14 protein-coding genes are annotated in these 15,763 nt (G+C 69.4%); 3 read left to right on the forward strand and 11 right to left on the reverse strand.

Annotated elements, in window-relative coordinates; genetic code table 11:
• The first annotated feature begins 220 nt into the window (after positions 1-220).
• Positions 221-508 carry a WhiB family transcriptional regulator gene (locus tag ABD209_RS11080; RefSeq protein WP_324387354.1) on the forward strand — a complete coding sequence of 96 codons (288 nt, stop codon included), beginning with the start codon at positions 221-223 and terminating at the stop codon, positions 506-508.
• 12 nt (positions 509-520) lie between these two features.
• Here the strand turns inward: ABD209_RS11080 and ABD209_RS11085 are convergent, their stop codons facing one another.
• The 6 genes from ABD209_RS11085 to ABD209_RS11110 form a co-directional block, all read right to left on the reverse strand.
• Positions 521-1,867 carry an MFS transporter gene (locus ABD209_RS11085; RefSeq protein ID WP_344066096.1) on the reverse strand — a complete coding sequence of 449 codons (1,347 nt, stop codon included), beginning with the start codon at positions 1,865-1,867 and terminating at the stop codon, positions 521-523.
• A 42-nt stretch (positions 1,868-1,909) separates the two neighbouring features.
• Positions 1,910-4,393, reverse strand: coding sequence for a WD40/YVTN/BNR-like repeat-containing protein (locus ABD209_RS11090; protein WP_344066099.1), 2,484 nt, complete (start codon positions 4,391-4,393; stop codon positions 1,910-1,912).
• A gap of 113 nt (positions 4,394-4,506) precedes the next feature.
• Positions 4,507-5,250 (reverse strand): VOC family protein, encoded by a 744-nt coding sequence (locus tag ABD209_RS11095; protein ID WP_344066101.1) that lies wholly within the window; start codon positions 5,248-5,250, stop codon positions 4,507-4,509.
• Between the two features lie 154 nt (positions 5,251-5,404).
• Positions 5,405-7,021, reverse strand: a complete 1,617-nt coding sequence (gene groL / locus ABD209_RS11100) for a chaperonin GroEL (protein WP_344066103.1) — start codon at positions 7,019-7,021, stop codon at positions 5,405-5,407.
• 154 nt (positions 7,022-7,175) lie between these two features.
• Positions 7,176-7,472: a co-chaperone GroES gene (groES, locus tag ABD209_RS11105; protein WP_344066109.1), complete on the reverse strand. Its 297-nt coding sequence runs from the start codon at positions 7,470-7,472 to the stop codon at positions 7,176-7,178.
• 424 nt (positions 7,473-7,896) lie between these two features.
• The gene (locus tag ABD209_RS11110; protein ID WP_344066112.1) at positions 7,897-8,355 is read right to left on the reverse strand and encodes a GNAT family N-acetyltransferase; all 459 of its coding nucleotides are present in this window, start codon (positions 8,353-8,355) and stop codon (positions 7,897-7,899) included.
• A gap of 89 nt (positions 8,356-8,444) precedes the next feature.
• Between ABD209_RS11110 and ABD209_RS11115 the strand changes: the two genes are divergently transcribed.
• The gene (locus ABD209_RS11115; protein WP_344066115.1) at positions 8,445-9,671 is read left to right on the forward strand and encodes a class I SAM-dependent methyltransferase; all 1,227 of its coding nucleotides are present in this window, start codon (positions 8,445-8,447) and stop codon (positions 9,669-9,671) included.
• 49 nt (positions 9,672-9,720) lie between these two features.
• Here the strand turns inward: ABD209_RS11115 and ABD209_RS11120 are convergent, their stop codons facing one another.
• From ABD209_RS11120 to ABD209_RS11140, 5 genes are all read right to left on the reverse strand, one after another.
• Positions 9,721-10,719: a hypothetical protein gene (locus tag ABD209_RS11120; protein ID WP_344066118.1), complete on the reverse strand. Its 999-nt coding sequence runs from the start codon at positions 10,717-10,719 to the stop codon at positions 9,721-9,723.
• A gap of 130 nt (positions 10,720-10,849) precedes the next feature.
• Positions 10,850-11,662 (reverse strand): LLM class F420-dependent oxidoreductase, encoded by an 813-nt coding sequence (locus tag ABD209_RS11125; RefSeq protein WP_344066120.1) that lies wholly within the window; start codon positions 11,660-11,662, stop codon positions 10,850-10,852.
• 113 nt (positions 11,663-11,775) lie between these two features.
• A complete protein-coding gene (locus tag ABD209_RS11130) occupies positions 11,776-12,387 on the reverse strand; it encodes a GDSL-type esterase/lipase family protein (protein ID WP_324388011.1) in 612 nt (203 codons plus the stop codon).
• 169 nt (positions 12,388-12,556) lie between these two features.
• Complete coding sequence (locus tag ABD209_RS11135) at positions 12,557-13,408, reverse strand: PfkB family carbohydrate kinase (protein WP_344066124.1); 852 nt, start codon at positions 13,406-13,408, stop codon at positions 12,557-12,559.
• Positions 13,408-14,421: a nucleoside hydrolase gene (locus ABD209_RS11140; RefSeq protein WP_344066127.1), complete on the reverse strand. Its 1,014-nt coding sequence runs from the start codon at positions 14,419-14,421 to the stop codon at positions 13,408-13,410. Before ABD209_RS11140 ends, ABD209_RS11135 begins: the two co-directional genes overlap by 1 nt.
• An 85-nt stretch (positions 14,422-14,506) precedes the next feature.
• Between ABD209_RS11140 and ABD209_RS11145 the strand changes: the two genes are divergently transcribed.
• Positions 14,507-15,745, forward strand: a complete 1,239-nt coding sequence (locus tag ABD209_RS11145) for a glycoside hydrolase family 3 N-terminal domain-containing protein (RefSeq protein WP_344066130.1) — start codon at positions 14,507-14,509, stop codon at positions 15,743-15,745.
• Positions 15,746-15,763 lie beyond the last annotated feature (18 nt).

The following is a 15,763-nucleotide window of genomic DNA, read 5'->3' on the forward strand; positions in this document are numbered from 1 at the left end:
GATTGGCTTTGACACCTCCTCTCCTACTCGCGTCCGCGCCTGCACCCCTTCAGCAACACGCACCCCAAACGCAACATCCGCACCTATCCGTGCAACCTCTTACTCAGGCCTTGCCCTACGGCGCCCTATCGGGGCATACCGTCCCGCTGTGACCGACGTCGGAGTTCACTCCCAGGACCCCGGCACCGATCCGAAGGAGGGGTGAACAGTGACGGATTTGATGACGGCACCCGCGCCGATCGCATCCGATTGGGATTGGCAGTTCGCCGGTCTGTGCCGTGGACTCAATCCCGAGGTTTTCTTCCACCCGGAAGGTGAGCGGGGCTCCGCGCGACGGCTGCGCGATCTGGCCGCCAAGGAAGTCTGCGCCCAATGTCCCGTGCTCCAGTTGTGTCGTGACCATGCGCTCGCGGCCCGAGAGCCGTATGGCGTGTGGGGCGGCATGAGTGAGGACGAGCGTCTCGCCTTCTATGAGGAGCATGGCCTGTCGGTCCGCCGGGCCAGCTGATCCCGGGCGGGGTCAGCGCCGCGCGGCCGACGCTCGTTGGCGGGCGGCCCACTCACGCCGGAGCGCTTCGCGCCAGCGCGGCACCGGTTGGCCGGCCTCCGCGAGTAGCCGACGGGCCCGGACCCGGGATCGGAAGATCCCGAGGATGCCCAGGGCATAGCACGGCAGCTGGATCGCCATCGCGACCCGGAACTGATCGAGCGTGTATGCCGAACCTGTCGACTGCACGTCGAGCAGCACCCCGATCAGCAGCGTCGCGATGATGCACGCGCTGAAGCCACCGATATTGACCGCGCTGTTGGCTACCCCGAGCCGGTGGCGCGGGTTGAAGGTCCGCGCGAAGTCGAAGCCGATCGCCGAGCCAGGCCCGCCAAGGGCAAGACCTGCGCAGAGGACGGTCAACAGCCATAGCGGCGCCGGGCCGGGCCAGCACAGGACGGCGATCCACGGCACCACGCCGGCGGCGACCATGGCGAGCACGAGATTGCTGCGGCGTAAGGGATGGCGCTGGACGAGCAGGCCCAGCACCGGGCCGGCGATCGCCCCGACGATGGCCAGCAAAGTGATGAGTGCGCTGGCCTGGGCCGGGCTGCGGCCTTCGCCCTGCGTCAGATAGGGAAAGCCCCACATCAGGCCGAAGACCATCGGGGCGAAGCTGGTCGTCCAGTGCGTCCACAGGCCGAGCCGGGTGCCGGGGTGGCGAAAGGCGGCGCCGAGATTGCTGCGCAGCGTGCGCAGGCCCGGCCTAGCCTGGGCCTTCTCGAAGCCCGGGGGCACATCGCGCAGGAGCAAGGCGGCAGCGAGCGAGGCGGCGAGGGTCAGGACGGCGACGGCGAGGAAGGCCGGCGCCCACCCGCGGGCACCGAGCAGCCAGACGAAGGGGATCGCGCTGGCGATCTGACCGGCCTGGCCACTGAGCCCGACGAGCTGAGTGACGATCGGGACCCGACCGGGCGGGAACCAGTTGGGCAGCAGCCGGATGACGCTGGCGAAGATGAACGCGTCGCCGGCGCCGAGCACGGCTCGGGCGGGGATGGCGACGGAGACCGACTCCGTCAGGGCCATGACCACCTGCGCCACGCCCATGACGGCCAAACCGGTGGTGATCATCCGGCGCGGCCCGAAGCGATCCAGCATCAACCCGCCCGGGATCTGCATCGCGGTGTAGACAATCAACTGGACGACGACGAAGGTCGCAATGATGCTCGCCCGAGCACCGAAGTGATCGACGGCCTGGATGCCCGCGACACCGAGGGTGGTGCGGCCCAGGACGGCAACGGCATACGCCCCCACGCCGAGAGCGAAGATGAACCAGGCGAGGCGCCCGCCCGGCGGCACGCGTGTGGTGGGGACGGACATCGCCCGTCATCCTCCCACGCCCGCGCCGCCGGGCGCGACGGATCAGAAGTCGATCCGCCAGGTGCCGCGACCGTGGGTGCCGATGACGACAGCCTGCGCACCCGGGACGGGCCGGACACTGTTGGCCGAGGAGTTCGGCAGGCCGGGTGCCCGGCGCCACATGGTCGGCGCGGACGTGGTGGCGAGGAAGACGCCGACGTCGGTGCCGAGCACCAGGTTGCCGCCGACGATGGCCAGGGCATCACCGCGCGCGTCCGGCAGGTTGCCGGAGATATTGCGCCAGGTGCGGCCACCACTGGTCGACTCGAAGACCACGCCCTCGCCGCCACCGGGGATCCACCGACGCGAGTAGCCGTTGTAGACGGCATAGACATGGGCCGGGTTCGCCGGGTCGACAGTCAAACCAGCGACGAAACGGTTGGGCAGGACCGGCGAGGTGATCCGATGCCAGCTACCGCCGTAGTTCGTGTCGATGCCGGTGGCGAAGGTCGGGCTGGGGCTGGCGATCCCGTCGATCCAGCCGGCATAGATGGTCGCGCCATTGGCGGCGAGGGCCGTGCCCATCCGTGACAGGCCGGCGCCATCGGTGCCGAAGGTGTGCACCGGCTTCCAGTCGCAGGTCGTGCCAGAGCAGGTGGTCGCCCATCCCTTCGTGGTGCGCCAGACCTTCGTGCCCGCGGCCACCCACGTGTTGGTGTTCTTCACATCGGCCTGGAAGGGCGCGATGAAACGTGCACCCGGGTCGCAGTTGGCCCCCCTGTAGCCGCCGCAGACCGGGGAGATCGTCGTGAAGCTGTGGCCGCCGTCGGTCGTGGAATACATCAGCAGGCCGACGTACTCACCGACCGCACGATTGGCATTGGCCGGGTCGACGAGGACATAGCCACCGTCGCCACCGGCCGGCTCGATGGGGGTGCCTCCTGGCTTGATCAGCGAGGTGCCGTTGTCCTGCAGCCCGCCCCAGTAGGCCGTCCCCGGCCCCATCTTGCCCGCGGCGGCGTCGTAGTACTGCAGGGTGCGCAAGGTGGCGTTGAGGCTGGTCCAGGAACCGGATCCGACCTTGGACGTCGGGCGGGAGAAGACGCCGCCATCGTTACCGATGACGACCTTCCCGCCCGCGATGGCGACGGCGTGTTGGTCGGGGTGGGTGGTCTTCGGGCAGGCGTCACCGCAGGCCAAACCGTAGTTCCAGTAGGGGCTGATCGTGGTGAACGTGGCTCCGCCGTCCCGGCTCTCGTAGACCTCCTCGAGCCCGACGTAGATGTGCTTGGCATCGGCGGGATCGACGGTGAGGAACTGGTTGTACCAAGCCTGGATGCCCGGGTGGTAGCCCTCGAAGGTCAGCGCCGAGCCGGTTTTCATCAGCGAGTCGGCATCGGCGATCTTGCGCCAGGGACCGGCGGGGTTTCCGGTCGCGGAGACATAGACCCCCTGCAGCACCGAGTCCTCGCCGGCGAGCAAAGCCTCGGGCGACTGGACAACGGCATACAGGCGATCGCCCTTCGTCGAATAGGCGAAGGTCGTGCGCCCGATGTCCTCCGCGTCGATGGCGCCCCCGGGGGTGATTCTGGCGAAGCTACCCCTGGCACCGCCCGTGCGGGAGAGATAGAAGCCGTTGTAGGACGACCCATTGCGCCAGCCGAGAACGGCCAGCACCTGCTTGCCCCCGCTCCCTGGCCGCACGACCACATCGGTGATGAAGGAGGTCGCGTAGGGCGAACCGGTGGGGTTCGGGTCGGGCTTGAGGATCAGTTGCCAGGCGCCCGCGGCACTCGTGCTCGAATGCCGGTAGAGGCCCTGACTGGTGGCCGCGTAGACGGTCCCCATGCCGTCGTCCACGATCCGGAAAACTTGGTGGTTCATCAACTCCGAGCCCCCGACCCGGCTGAGACTCGAGCCCCCACTGGTCGAGCGGTAGATCCCCACGCCGAGGTAGGAGTCGGAGTTCGTGTTGGCCTCACCGGTGCCGACCCACAGGGCCTTGTCCGTGGTGATCGTCAGCGTGCCGATCGAGAGCGTCGGCTTGTGATCCCAGATCGAGACCCAGTGGCGGCCGCCGTCGGTGGAGCGCCAGACGCCGCCGTCGGCCGCGCCGGCATACATGGTCGATCCGGAGACGGCCAGCGAGGTCGTCCGGCCGGCGACGCTCTGGAAGCCCGAGCCGAGGTTGGACCAAACCGGGTCGGTATAGCCGGCCGGCTCGGGGTTCATGCCGGTCGTGGTGAGCTCGGTCGACCGGGCACGAGCCTGCGGCATCCATTGTGCCGCAGCGCGAGCCGCGATGAGTGCAGCCGCGGACACCGTGTCGGCGGGCAGGCTGCGCTGCTGCGCATACTGCTCGGCCATGTCTGCGACCTCGAGGGCGTCCTCGCCGTCGCCTTCTTCCCGCTGCGCGGGGTTGGGCAGTTGATGGGTCTGCAATTGTGCCCAATGGGGCGTGGGTGCCGGGGTGCTCGCGGTGGCGGCAGTGACGCCCGCCAGAGTGAGGGCCAAGGCAACAGCGGAAATGCGGTGCACTGCGGTCATGCGCGTTCGCCTCCGTCAAGGTCGGCCGGACCATCCGCTCGACCGCCATCCGCCAACCTCCCACCGCTCGGATCGCGCGTAAAGACCCCTGTGCCCCGGCGTGCGCCGAACGGTCAGCGTGCGTCCGGCAAGTCCGCCTGGTGCTCCTGCGCCCGTGCCCGTGCCTGCGCCGCGAGGACAGCGTCGCGGCGTTCGTCGCGGTCGAGCCAGGTGCAGATGCAGATCTCATTGCCCTCGGGGTCGGCGAGCACCCAGAAGGAGGGCGCATATTCGGTGCTCAGCAGGCGGCCACCCGTGGCCAGGCCGGCGTCGATGCGCGTCTGCGCCTGCTCGTGCGGCACGGTGATGTCGAAATGAATCCGATTGCGTTGCGGCCGTGGATGATCCATCGCTTGGAACCACACCGACGGCCCGTGGTCTCGCGGGTCGACCAAGTCGCCGTCAGGGCCGTCGACATAGTCCAGGACGGCGCGCCAGAAGGGCTTGATGCGGTCTTCGTCGAGAGTGTCGAGGGCCAGTTCGAGCCGCTGGACGTGCGGCCCGGGTCCCTGGCCGCCGGGGTGGTAGCCGTGCTCGCGTAGTCGGGCGGTAATCGCCTGAGCCGCGTCGACCTCCGGCTGCTCCACCCAGCCGGTCGCCGGGTCCTGGATCCGCAGCCGTATGCCGTCCGGCCGGATATCGATGCCGAGCCCAGCATCGCCGGGAGCGGCCGGGCCCGCGATCGTCGCGATGCCGATCGCCTCGCTGATCCCCTGTGCCGGCACCCAGGTCTCGAAGCCGCCGAGGATGAACTGCCAGCCGGCCTCGACCACCGCCTCGCTGGCCGCGCGTCGTGCCATCTTGCGTCGCTCAGTCATTACTCGAACTTAACCCGTGGCGATGGCCGCATCCGTGCGAGCGAGCGAACAGAACGCGAACAGCCCGGCCGACGCCGACGGCCCCCGACGCAGGGTGCGTCGGGGGCCGTCGAGATTCGCCGCGCGGCACGTGCCGGCGGCGAAGATGGTCGGATCAGTGGCCGTGGCCGTGCCCGTGACCGGCCGCGGGAGCGGGCTCCTCTTCCTTCTTCTCGACCACCAGGGTGTCGGTGGTCAGGACCATCGAGGCGATCGACGCGGCATTGCGCAGCGCCGAGCGGGTGACCTTGACCGGGTCGAGCACGCCGGCGGCGACCAGGTCGACATACGCGCCGGTCGCGGCGTTGAGGCCCTGACCGATCGGCAGGTCGGCAACCTTGGAGACGGCGACATAGCCCTCCAGGCCGGCGTTCTCGGCGATCCAGCGCAGCGGCTCGGCCGCGGCCTTGCGCACGATGTTGGCGCCGGTGAGCTCGTCACCGGTCAGGCCGAGGTCGTCGAGCGCCGGAAGCGCGTGGACGAGGGCGGTGCCGCCACCGGCGACGATGCCCTCCTCGATCGCCGCACGGGTGGCAGAGATCGCGTCCTCGATGCGGTGCTTCTTCTCCTTCAGCTCCACCTCGGTGTGCGCGCCGACCTTGATCACACAGACGCCACCGGCGAGCTTGGCGAGGCGCTCCTGGAGCTTCTCGCGGTCCCAGTCGGAGTCGGTCTTCTCGATTTCGGCCTTGATCGTGTTTATCCGGCCGGTGACCTCGTCGGGCGAACCGGCGCCGTCGACGACCGTGGTGTTGTCCTTGGTCACCACGATGCGACGGGCCTGACCGAGCAGGTCGAGACCGGTCTGGTCGAGCTTGAGGCCGACCTCCTCGGAGATGACCTGACCGCCGGTGAGAATCGCGAGGTCCTGCAGCATCGCCTTGCGACGGTCACCGAAGCCGGGGGCCTTGACGGCGACCGCGTTGAAGGTGCCGCGCAGCTTGTTGACGACCAGGGTGGAGAGCGCTTCGCCGTCGACGTCCTCGGCGATGATGGCCAGCGGCTTGCCGGTCTTCATGACCTTCTCCAGCACGGGGAGCAGGTCGGCGATGGTGGAGATCTTGCCCTGGTTGATCAGGATGTAGGCGTCTTCGAGGACGGCCTCCATGCGCTCGGGGTCGCTGATCATGTAGGGGCTGATGTAGCCCTTGTCGAATTGCATACCCTCGGTGAACTCCAGGACGGTCTCGGCGGTCGAGGACTCCTCGACGGTGATGACACCGTCCTTGCCGACCTTGTCGAAGGCGTCGGCGATGATCCCGCCGATGGTGGCGTCCTGCGCCGAGAGCGCGGCGACGGACGCGATTTCGTCCTTGCCGCCGACCTCGCGGGCGTTGTCGAGCAGGCGGGTGTTCAGCGCCTCGACGGCGGCGTCGATGCCCCGCTTGAGGCTGCTCGGCGCGGCACCGGCCGCGACATTGCGCAGGCCTTCCTTGACCATCGCCTGGGCGAGAACGGTCGCGGTTGTGGTGCCATCACCGGCGACGTCATTGGTCTTGGTGGCCACCTCCTTGGCGAGCTGGGCGCCGAGGTTCTCAAAGGGGTCTTCGAGCTCGACCTCGCGCGCGATGGTCACGCCATCATTGGTGATGGTCGGCGCGCCCCACTTCTTGTCGATGACGACATTGCGGCCCTTGGGGCCGAGGGTGACCTTGACGGCATTGGCGAGCGCGTCGACGCCGCGCTCGAGGGAGTGCCGGGCGGAGTCGTTGAACTCCAGTTGCTTGGCCATGACTGTCCTTCGTCGGTATGCCGATGACTCACCCGGGCGGGCGGCTCGGCGGTGTTGGTTGCTAGGGGATGCGCGACGCGCCCCGGCCGGGCCTCACCTAGGCGAGGGCGGCGCGGGGCGCGGTCACGGCATACGGGAATGCTGTGGGCTGGGGTCAGCCGACGACGGCGAGGACGTCGCGCGCGGAGAGGATGAGGTACTCCTCGCCGCCGTGCTTGATCTCGGTGCCGCCGTACTTGCTGTAGATGACCCGGTCGCCGACCTTGACATCCAGCGGGATGCGCTCGTCGCCGTCCTCGTTCCAGCGGCCCGGACCGACGGCCAGGACCTCGCCCTCCTGGGGCTTCTCCTTGGCCGTGTCCGGGATGACCAGGCCGGACGCCGTCGTCTGCTCAGCCTCAAGGGACTTGATGACGATGCGGTCTTCGAGCGGCTTGATGGAAACCGACACGATGACTCCTTCACTATTCGACTACGAATGAATCGGAAACAAGAGGTCGTGCGCCTGATGCAACTCGCCGTCGCGGGGGTCGAGCTGCGGTGCACGATTGGCACTCACACGGGGAGAGTGCCAACAGCCAATCTATGCCGCGATTAGCACTCGGTCAACTCGAGTGCCAGTTGACTTTTTGGGTTCATCTCCTCAGCGCTCGGCGGGTCAGCTCCTTCGTCGCCTGCTTCTCTCGGCGTTCATCTCCTCAGCGCTCGGCGGGTCGGCTCCTTCGTCGCCGCCCCGTCTCGCTCGATCGTCGACAAACGCGGTCGTAGGTGGTCACCCCTGCGCTCTCACCTCAGCTCGCGTTCGTCTCCCCAGCGCTCGGCGACAGACGGGGTCGTAGGTGGCCGCCTGGCCGCGCCCGCGCAGGCTGCGCGAGTCAGCGCAGGCGCATGGTCTGCGTGGTTTCGGTGGAGCCGGGGCGCAAGGGGCTGGTAACGCCGGTGCGCTCGAAGCCGAAGCGCTCGTAGACGGCGATCACCTCCGGATTGGCCACATTGACGTCGAGCACGACGATGCGGCCGGCTGCCGACGCATCGTCGAGGAGGACGTGCAGGATCGCCGTCGCGTGGCCCCGCCCGCGCGCGGCCGGGTCGGTCCAGACCGCAACGACGTGCAGGTGATCCCCCTCGTCATAGGTCCCGCCGACCGCGACGGTGTCGCCATCGGGCGCCGTCGCGACTGCGGCACCGCGGCTACGGACTCGCCAGTCCTCCTCGGCGAAAGCGACCTCCCGCTCGTAGGTCGATCCGAACGCGGTGGGCGCCTCGCGCAGGGCACGCAGGCGGATGTCGCGAAAGAGCGCCCAGTCATCCGCGGTCAACCGTCGCACGCTCATGACCGCGAGGCTGTCAGGTGGGAGGGTCGCGGAGCAACCGGATTCGCCGGTGCCTCCACCTCCCGGCGGGGGCAGTGTTGGATGGGCGGGTGGATGTCGCCTCCGTGCGCTGGCTCGGCTCCCCCGCCGGGCGGGCCGTGCTTCGCGACCTCGGCCCGTATGACGAGTCGGCGGCTGTGGGTGTATCGGCGCGTTTGCGTGCCGGCGGATTGGCTCCCGATCTGGTAGCGGCGGCCCTGACCCAGCAGCGATTGCGGACGCGGGCCCGGGAGAAGTTCGGGGAATTGGCCGACGGGATGCTGTTCACGGCGGACGGCCTGGAGCAGGCCACGCGCTTCGAAATCGCCGCCGGGCACGCCGAACGCTTCGCTCAGGCGTCGATTGCCACTGCACATGACTTAGGTTGCGGCATCGGCTCGGACGCGATGGCGCTGGCCGCCCTCGATGTGACCGTCGCGGCGATCGACGCGGATCCGGTGACAGCCGCCGTGGCGGATGCCAATCTGCGCCCGTGGCCGGATTCGCGGGCCCGGGTCGGGTTGGCCGAAGACTGGGTCGCCCCGCCAGGTGCAGGGCGCGACCGCGTTGGCGCCTGGCTGGACCCGGCGCGCCGAGTGGGCGGAGTCGCCGATGCGGCCGGCCGGACGCGGCGGGTCTTCCGGCTCGATGACATCGCGCCGAGTTGGACGACGGTCTTGTCGATCGCGCAGGCCGTGCCGGCAACCGGGGTCAAACTCTCGCCCTCCTTCCCCCACGACCAACTGCCGCGCGGCGCCGAGGCGCAATGGGTCTCGCGGGCCGGTGAGTTGCTGGAGTGCACGGTGTGGTTCGGCCCGCTGGCGCGCACCCGCGGTCGGACCGCGCGCGTGCTGCGGCCCGGGCAGGCGCCGATCGAGGTCACTGAAGACACCGCGACGGCGGACGTCCCGTGCGTGGGTGGGGTAAACGAGGTGCACCCCTGGCTCTACGAGACCGACCGGGCTCTGGTCCAGGCGGACTTGGTCGGCGCGGTGACCGCGGCAACGGACGGGCGCGAACTGGAACCGGGGCTCGGCTATGTGACGGCGGACACGGCATACGGGCTGGGGTATGCGCGCCGGTATGCGGTGCGGGATGTGCTGCCGCTCAACGTCAAGGCGCTCCGCGCCTGGCTACGGGCGCGCCAGATCAGCGGGGTGACGATCAAGAAGCGCGGCGTGCGCCTGGATGAGGCGGGCCTGATGCGGCAGTTGAAGGTCCGCCCGGGCGCCGATGCGACCCTCCTGCTGACTCGCGTGGCCGGACACAACGCGGTGCTGGTGCTGGACCAGGACTGATGCGAGTCATCGATGAGTGATATTGCGGTCAGGGCCGCGATATCACTCCTCAATAGCCGGTGACACGAAGCACCGGGCACCCGGGCGTGCGACAGGCCCGCGACGGCCAGCGAGCGTCCTGGGCTTGGGCCGTGGCCACCACCTCCGCGGCGATCGAGCAGGGCGAACGCGTGACTTCGAGCCAGCCGTAGCGCAGGTGGCTTCGGCGCCGCCCGGCCAGGGCGTTGATCTTCTGGCGATCGGTCAATGCCGTTGCGGCAGTGTGGAAGAGGAGTCCGTCGAGTTCGACGCAGAGGTTGGCGTCATCCCAATCGAGGTCGAAACGGCGTCCCTGACCGCGCACGACTAGCGGGGTCTGACGGGTCGGCGCAGGGATGCCGTGCGGGCGCTCGACATCGCGAAACCACCGCAACTCCAGTGCGCTCTCGCAACCGTCGGCCTCGTCCGCGAGCACGGCCTCGAGCAGATCCCGCTTGCCGTGCCTCGGCCACGTGGCGAGCTCGGCTCGAAGCCGACGCATCGTCGTGCGGCGCTGCTGTAGGGCACGGCCGATGAGCGCGAGGGTGACGTCATCCGGCTCCTCGTCAGCCAGCCCGATCACGGTTGACTCGATGGTGGTGCGGGGCGGCCAAATCTCGCTCCGCACCGTGAGCCGGCGCGAGGTGACGACGTGGAGACCCGCCGGGACGGCAATACGGCGCCCAAGGGGCACCACGATGCCGATGACGTCGGGCTCGACATCGCTCAGTCCGTCCACCAAGGCCGCGGACCATCCCATCAGGCCGGCGGACATCGAGTGGCCGCCGTCCCCCAGCCGGGTCGACGGACGACTGGTGGCCAGAACTGCGGCGCCGGCCCGCGTCGCCCAGTCGATCGGACCGGAATGGGTGACAAAGATGCCGTGGTGGATCCGCTGCCAGCGACCGCTGTCCACCTTCCACCGCACCGCCTGCTCGCCATAGGCCGCCCGCGCCTGGACGAGGGTGAGCAGCGGCAGGGCGCCGAGCGGCGGGAAGGTGAACCCGCGCGCTCGGGGATGGTGCGGCATACGGCCAGGCTGCCCGCAGACGCCGGATCCGTCGACCGGGACTCGGGCGGGCTGTGGACAACTCGCGGCGCTGTTCGGTTATCGATGAGTGATATCGCGGCCCTGACCGCGATATCACTCATCAATAGCGTCAGCTCACGGCGTTGAGCGCGTCGCGCCACGCGATCCACGGCTCGGCGACGGACAGGTCGTAGTCCGGCCCACCGATGCCGAGCGTGAAGAGCCGGGCACCGAGGTCATGCAACGGCCGGCCTTCGACCTCGGGAGCGTCGGGCAGCCGGCCTTCGCGCCCGCGCCCGCCGACCCCCACGGAGATCTCGATGTCGGCTAGGTCCCGGCCCCCGCTCGCGCAATGCCCGCGCAGGACGTCGATCTTGTGCGCCAGATCGTCGCCCTGGACGAACGTATGCCAGATGTCGGCGTGGCGCGCAACGAACTTCAGCGTCTTCTTCTCGCCGCCGCCGCCGATGAGCACCGGGATCTTGCGCGTGGGCGCTGGATTGAGCTGCTCCCAACGGGCCTCAATGACCGGCAGCGCCTCGCCGAGGTCGTCCAGCCGGCTGCCGGCGGTGCCGAACAGATAGCCGTATTCGGTGTAGTCGCGCTCCGCCCACCCGGACCCGATCCCGAGGATCAGCCGCCCGTCGCTGATGTGGTCGACGGTGCGAGCCATGTCGGCGAGCAGGTTCGGGTTGCGATAGCTATTGCAGGTGACCAGGGCACCTATCTCGACGCGGCTGGTCTGCTCCGCCCAGGCCGCGAGCATCGTCCAGCACTCGAAGTGCTTGCCGTCCTCGTCGCCGTAGAGCGGATAGAAGTGATCCCAGTTGAACAGGACGTCGACGCCCATCTCCTCGGCGCGGATAACGGCCTTGCGGATCTGGGCATAGTCGGCCTGCTGGGGGTGCAGTTGGACACCGATGCGGATGGGTCGGTCGCTCATCCGCCTACCGTATGCCGTGGGCTGCCGCCGCCCTGCTCACTCCCCAACGCGCGGCCGACCCAGATCCGCGACGGACCGTCAACGGCGACGATCCGACGAATCTTGCGGGCACCTTAGATGTCGAGCCATTCGCGCCAGCCCCCGTTGAGAACGAGCCAGGCGATCAGGCCGTAGCCAGCCTGTCCGGGATGCCCCGGGATAGTCGCGGCAGCCAGATCCGAGTCCCACTGGTCGTGGCCGAGCAGCGGGCGATAGCAGTCGACGAACGGGATGCCGCGGCGAGCGCAAACGTCGGCCTGGGCGTCGACAAGCACCTCGATGCCGGCGTTGTCCTGCGCATTCGTCCCCGGCGGCGGGCTGACGACGAAGGCCGGGATGCTGCCGCTCTGGGCCTCATCGAGGATCGTCGCGAGGTTGAGGCGGTGCCGGGCGACACTCACGCCGGTGGCGAGGTCGTTTGCGCCGACGCAGAGCACGAGCCGCCGCTCGCCGCGCCCGTCGAAACGCGCCGGGGCCTCGGCACGGAAGCGGTCGAGCACATCGCCCGACGTCGCCCCGCGCACCCCGAGGTTGTAGGCCGTGAGGTCCACATCCGGCGACTGGCTGCGCGCGACCACCCGGGTGACCCAGCCCTGGCCCTTGGGGTCGCCCACCCCGGCTACCAGGGAGGCGCCGAGAAAGACCAGACCGACGTCGCGACGGGTGGAAGTGCTGGGTTCGCTCACGCGCCAACCTTAAAGCGCCCGTCCTCCCCCTGCCGAACCGGCGTCTGGGGTGCGGAGCGTCCTCAGCGTTCAAGCCCGACGCCACAAACCCCTCATTTGCCTGGGAATTCTTCCCCTGCCAACAAGGCAGTTCTGGCCTCGGGCGGGAAAGCTGTCGCCTCGTCCGGGGTCAGGAGTGGCGGGTGGGGCCGAGGTCGCCGTCGGGTTGGGCGCCCGGGGTCGCGACAGCGGCGGCACCGGCCCGGGCTGCGGCGGCCATCGCGCTCGCGCGATCGGCGCCGGCGGCCAGGGCGGCGGCGAGCGCCCCGACGAAGGCGTCGCCCGCGCCCGTCGTGTCGACGACCTCGTCGCCGGGCACCGCTGCCGCCGGCACGTGCTCGCCGTCCCACACCGCACCGCTGGGGCCGAGAGTCACCAGCAGAGACCCGCCCGTCCCGAGATCGGCATCGGCGAGACGAAGCGCCTCGTGCTCATTGGCAACCACCGGATCCGCGACCGCCAAGGCGGGCGGGTCCAGGACCGCAAAGGGCGCGACATTCAGGACCACCCGCGCTCCGCGGTCCGCCGCCCATTCCGCAACCGCAGCCACCACGTGGTGGGGAATCTCCAACTGCAGAACGACGACGTCGCCCGGCCCGACGCCAGGCACCGCTTGCGCGTCCGTCAACGCCACTTCGGCATTCGCCCCAGCCACGGTGACGATGGTGTTCTCGCGCGCCGCGTCCAATGTGACGTATGCCGTGCCCGTGGGCTCGCCGCCGACGACGCGCACCGCACTGACATTGATGCCCAACTGCGCCAAGCGATTCCGGTAGGCGACACCATAGGGATCGTCGCCGACACAGCCGACCATGACAACGTCCGCGCCCGCCCTGGCAGCCGCCACGGCTTGGTTCGCCCCCTTGCCGCCGGCCATCAGATCGAGCCGCAAGGCGCTGATCGTCTCCCCCGGTTTGGGGAAGTCGTCGACATGCGCGACGTGATCGACATTGATCGAGCCCACAACGATGACCCGGCCCATCACGCACCCACCGCTGCGGCACCGACGGCCGGAGTTGTGCGCGCACCAGCCCGCAAGGTGTCCAGCCACAGTCGGGCATAGCGCGGCCCGTCGATGCCCAGGCCGACGTCCACGACGACATCCGACTGCCCGTGCGGGTCGTGCGTCAGGTCGCCCGACCAGTCCCGGTGGTCGACAACGGTCCGGCCGCGCGTGTAGCGCCCGGCCAACTCCACGCGCACCGGCAAGGTCCGCGTCTGCAAACCGTCGGGGTCGGCCACTGCGCACACCGCACCGGCGTCACCGATGGTCGCCGCGTCGGCGTCGAAGCGCTCGCATTGGAACGCGATCAACCGGCCTCCCAATCCGGCTGCTCCAGTGGGGTCCGCCGCGACCAATTCGGCGGCGTCGAGCGCCGAGACCTGGGGCTCGTAGAAGACATCCAGCCCGTACATGGTCAGCGGAATGCCCAGGTCCGCGGTCGCGTCGAAGACGATCGCCGCGGCCTCCGGGTCGTGGAAGATGTTGAACTCGGCGGACGCCGTTGCGTTGCCGATGGCAGCCGATCCACCCATGAACACGATGCGCTCGATCCCTTCTGCCGCAAGGGGATAGGTCCGCAGCAGCAGCGCGATATTGGTCAACGGAGCCAGCGGGATGACCGTGACCCGCTCCCCCGCGGCGGCCGCGTCGCGCAGGGTGTCGCGCAGCAACTCCACTGCGTGGCCCGGGATCGGCGCGCGCGTGGACGGGGCCCAGTCGAGATCGCCCATCCCGTCCTCGCCGTGCACGTGCCGCGCGTCGACCGGGTCCTCCAGCAGCGGCCGGTCCGCCCCTGCCGCCACTGGCACGTCGGGCCGGCCGGCCGCGTCGAGGACGGTGAGCGTGTTGCGGACGACATCGGCGAGCGGCGCATTGCCGCCGACACATGTGACCGCCCGCAGATCAAGGCCCGGGTGCAGGGCCGCGAGCAGCAGGGCGCAGGCATCGTCGACTCCGGTATCGACGTCGAGAACCACCGGGACAGCCGTCATGGGGCGCAGCCTATTGCGCCCCAACCCCGCGCCGTGTTGGGGCGTCTACGCTCACGAAGGGATTCGGTCAGAAAGGTTGAGCGGAATGCGACGAGTCACGAGCGGGCGAGCGGGCGGCATACGGACCGGGAACGGACGTGGTTGCCGCCGGCGGGTCGCCGGGCTGGTCGCGGGCGGCGGCGCCACAGCCGCTCTGCTCGCCTCCGGCGCCCCGGCGTATGCCGTTCCCGTCGCCTCCGCGAGCACGTCACCGACGTCGAATCTCACGCTCTCCCAACGCTCCTGCGTCAGCGACCTGGTTGCGTCCATGACCGTGAACCAGCGGGTCGGCCAACTGATCTGGGTCGGTCTGGACGCGTCGGCGGCTCCGTCCGGCGTCGACTCGACCGTGCGGTCCTACGCGCTCGGCGGCGTGGTGCTGCTCGGCGGCTTCCACAGCGGGCGGACCTCGGTGGCCGCGACGACCCATCACCTCTCCGGGCTGGCCGACCCACGCGTGGGACTCTTGGTCTCGGCGGACCAGGAGGGGGGCTATGTCCAGCAATTGCAGGGCTACGGCTTCACCGACCTGCCGACGGCCTTCACCCAGGGCAAGAAGTGGGCGCCCAGCACTCTGGTGACGCAGACCACGACGGTGGCCAAGCAGATGCGCGTCGCCGGGGTCAACGTCAACCTCGCGCCGGTCGCAGACACGGTGAGCAAGTCCTTCATGCCGTACAACCGGCCGATCGGCTACTACTTCCGCAACTACGACTACTCGGCCGACCGCGTCGCCACCGACGTCAGCACCGTCGTCGCCTCCATGCACGCTGGTGGGGTCGCCGCCACCGTCAAGCACTTCCCCGGCCTCGGACGCGTCACGGGCAACACCGACACGTCGGCGACCGGGATCACCGACGACGTGACAGCCGCGACGTCGGGCTATCTCATTCCGTTCAAGGCCGGCATCGCGGCCGGCGCCGATTTCGTGATGATGAGTTCGGCCTGGTATCCCAAGATCGACTCGACCCGACAGGCGGTTTTTTCGCAGGCGACGATCAGCGGTCTGCTGCGCGGATCCATCGGCTACCAGGGCGTCGTCGTCACCGACGACATGGGCAATGCCGTTGCGGTGCAGTCGACTCCGGTGGGCAGTCGCGCCACGCGCTTCATCACCGCGGGCGGCGACATCATCCTCACCGGCAACCCGGCGACGGTGGGCCCGATGATTTCGGCCATCCTGGCGGCCCGCCAAAAGAGCCCGTCCTTCGCCGCCAAGGTCGATGCCTCGGTGGCTCGCGTCCTGGCCCTGAAGACCGGGCGCGGTCTGACCACCTGCTCGTGAGAGCGGGGTCAGCCCGCG

This window comes from Nostocoides vanveenii, assembly GCF_039531165.1.
GTDB lineage: Bacteria > Actinomycetota > Actinomycetes > Actinomycetales > Dermatophilaceae > Nostocoides_A > Nostocoides_A vanveenii.

Coding starts and splice junctions, on each gene's coding strand:
- ABD209_RS11080 (WP_324387354.1), top strand. CDS start 221: ATGACGGCACCCGCGCCGATCGCATCCGATTGGGATTGGCAGTTCGCC.
- ABD209_RS11085 (WP_344066096.1), bottom strand. CDS start 1,867: ATGTCCGTCCCCACCACACGCGTGCCGCCGGGCGGGCGCCTCGCCTGG.
- ABD209_RS11090 (WP_344066099.1), bottom strand. CDS start 4,393: ATGACCGCAGTGCACCGCATTTCCGCTGTTGCCTTGGCCCTCACTCTG.
- ABD209_RS11095 (WP_344066101.1), bottom strand. CDS start 5,250: ATGACTGAGCGACGCAAGATGGCACGACGCGCGGCCAGCGAGGCGGTG.
- groL (WP_344066103.1), bottom strand. CDS start 7,021: ATGGCCAAGCAACTGGAGTTCAACGACTCCGCCCGGCACTCCCTCGAG.
- ABD209_RS11110 (WP_344066112.1), bottom strand. CDS start 8,355: ATGAGCGTGCGACGGTTGACCGCGGATGACTGGGCGCTCTTTCGCGAC.
- ABD209_RS11120 (WP_344066118.1), bottom strand. CDS start 10,719: ATGCCGCACCATCCCCGAGCGCGCGGGTTCACCTTCCCGCCGCTCGGC.
- ABD209_RS11125 (WP_344066120.1), bottom strand. CDS start 11,662: ATGAGCGACCGACCCATCCGCATCGGTGTCCAACTGCACCCCCAGCAG.
- ABD209_RS11135 (WP_344066124.1), bottom strand. CDS start 13,408: ATGGGCCGGGTCATCGTTGTGGGCTCGATCAATGTCGATCACGTCGCG.
- ABD209_RS11140 (WP_344066127.1), bottom strand. CDS start 14,421: ATGACGGCTGTCCCGGTGGTTCTCGACGTCGATACCGGAGTCGACGAT.
- ABD209_RS11145 (WP_344066130.1), top strand. CDS start 14,507: ATGCGACGAGTCACGAGCGGGCGAGCGGGCGGCATACGGACCGGGAAC.